The sequence below is a fragment of the Dietzia sp. DQ11-38-2 genome (assembly GCF_014145055.1).
Lineage (GTDB): Bacteria > Actinomycetota > Actinomycetes > Mycobacteriales > Mycobacteriaceae > Dietzia.
Genome location: NZ_JAALDW010000345.1, coordinates 1 through 2,111, shown reverse-complemented (window position 1 = coordinate 2,111; position 2,111 = coordinate 1). Strand labels below are relative to the sequence as shown.

The window sequence follows — 2,111 nt, the reverse complement described above, 5'->3', positions numbered from 1 at the left end:
CACGTCCGTGCTCGGGTCCGGTCGGGGTTCCGGGCGCGGCGCTCATGCACGGCAGCCTAGGCGGCGGGCCGGCGGCGGCGACGGGGCGGGACGCGTGGCGACCAGGGTCTGGGAGGATGACCACATGCCCGATCGCCCTGTCCTGCTCGTCGATCTCGACGGAACCATCACCGACTCCCTGGACGGTATCGCCAAATCCCTCCGTCACGCGCTCGACACCGTCGGCGCCCGGTGGGACGACTCCCGTGACATCCGGTCCATCGCGGGCCCGCCGATGCCCGACACCCTCGCCTCGCTGGGACTCGAGGGCGCGGATCTGCAGCGGGCGATGGGCGCGTACCGCGAGCGCTACGGCGAGGTGGGGTGGCTCGAGAACGCCGTCTACGAGGGAATGGACGAGTTGCTGAGCAGCCTGGCCGGCCAGGGCTTCCGGATGGCCGTGGCGACGAGCAAGGACCAGCGGGCCGCGCGGCGGATCCTGGAGCACTTCGGACTCGACGACCCCTTCGAGTTCATCGGCGGGGCGGACCTGCGTGTCGGCCGGTCGGCGAAGGCCGACGTGATCGCGCATTCGCTGGCCGCCGTCGGGTTGGACCCGGTCCCCGAGGCCGACGGGGGTACCGAGAGCGTCCTCATGATCGGCGACCGCGAGCACGACGTGGCCGGGGCCGCCCGTTACGGCATCCCCACGGCGATAGTGCGCTGGGGCTACGGCAGCCCCGAGGAGTGGGCCGATGCCCGCTGGTCCCCGGCGGACACGAACGAACTGGAGGGGATCATCCATGCCTGGTGAGCGGCCCGTCCACGTGGTCTTCGTCTGTACCGGCAACATCTGCCGCTCCCCCATGGCCGAGGTCATGGCCCGCCACGCGTTCGCCGGGGCCGGGTTGGGCGATAGGGTCACCGTCTCGAGCGTGGGCACCGGCGGGTGGCACGTGGGGGACCCGATGGACCCGCGGGCGGCGGCCGAACTGCGGTCCCACGGGTACGACGACACGCACGTGGCCGCGCAACTGGCCCCGGCCGACCACACCGCCGACCTGGTGGTGGCACTCGACCGCGGCCACCGCGACCACCTCCTCGACGCCGGGGTCGAGGATCACCGCATCCGCCTCCTGCGGGGTTTCGACCCCGCGGCGGACGGTCACGACGTAGCCGACCCCTACTACGGGGACGACGACGGCTTCACCCGGACCCGTCTCCAGATCACCGGGGCGCTCCCCGGGTTGGTGGCCGAGGTGCGTGCCCTCCTGGCGTAGCGGGTCCGGACCCAGCGGATACCCTGGTGCCATGCGGAGTCTGCGGCGCTTTCTGAGTCCCGGCTGGCTGATCGGTCTGCTCGCCGTGTCGCTGTTCGCCTGGGCGTGCTTCGCGTTGCTGGCCCCGTGGCAACTGGGCAAGAGCGAGGATCTCGACGCCCGCAACGCCCGCCTGGCGGAGTCCATCGAGGCCGCCCCGGCACCGTTCGGGCAGGTGGTCGACGGCCCCGAGGCGTTCGCGGAGCGCGAATGGCGGCTGGTGACGCTGGACGGTCGGTGGCAACCCGACTCCGAGGCCCTGCTGCGTCTGCGCGCGGTCGACGGCGAACCGGTCTACCAGGTGATGACGGTGTTCGAGCCGGTTGACGGGCCGGCGATCCTGGTCAACCGTGGCTATGTTCCCGTCGGCGAGAACAACACGGTGCCCGACTACGCCGCCGCGCCGGGTGGGCCCGTCGAGATCACCGCGCGACTCAGGGCCGCGGAGAGCGGTCAGGTCGAGCCGGTCCTCGTCGACGGGCTCCCTGCCGTCCGCGTCCTGGACCCCGCGGTCCTGGGCGACGCCCTCGACCACACACTCATCCCCGACGGGTATCTCCAGCTCACAGGGGACCAGCCCGGATCACTGACCCCGGTGCCCATCCCCGGAATCGAGAACGGCCCGTATCTGTCCTACGGGCTGCAGTGGCTCGCCTTCGGTGTCCTGGCGCCTCTCGCCCTGGCCTACTTCGCCTGGGCTGAGATCCGGGCGCGTCGTCGCGAAACCGAGGCGGCCGAGGCGGACGAGACGTCCACGGCACCGCCGCCCGGAGGCTCGGGCGACGGCCCGGGCGACGGCCCGCCCAACGGCCC

General features: G+C 72.4%; 3 protein-coding genes. All 3 read left to right on the top strand.

The window, feature by feature from the left end; all coding sequences use genetic code 11:
* Positions 1–124 precede the first annotated feature (124 nt).
* Complete coding sequence (locus G6026_RS11885; protein WP_107756159.1) at positions 125–793, top strand: HAD hydrolase-like protein; 669 nt, start codon at positions 125–127, stop codon at positions 791–793.
* Positions 783–1,259: a low molecular weight protein-tyrosine-phosphatase gene (locus G6026_RS11880; protein ID WP_107756158.1), complete on the top strand. Its 477-nt coding sequence runs from the start codon at positions 783–785 to the stop codon at positions 1,257–1,259. The genes G6026_RS11885 and G6026_RS11880 overlap by 11 nt, the downstream gene beginning before the upstream one ends.
* Before the next feature lie 31 nt (positions 1,260–1,290).
* Positions 1,291–2,111, top strand: an 821-nt coding sequence (locus G6026_RS11875; protein ID WP_182613302.1) for an SURF1 family cytochrome oxidase biogenesis protein, incomplete at its 3' end; no start/stop codon positions are given.

Excerpts from the sequence above, each read along its gene's own strand:
- G6026_RS11880 (WP_107756158.1), top strand. The coding sequence starts at position 783 with ATGCCTGGTGAGCGGCCCGTCCACGTGGTCTTCGTCTGTACCGGCAAC.
- G6026_RS11885 (WP_107756159.1), top strand. The coding sequence starts at position 125 with ATGCCCGATCGCCCTGTCCTGCTCGTCGATCTCGACGGAACCATCACC.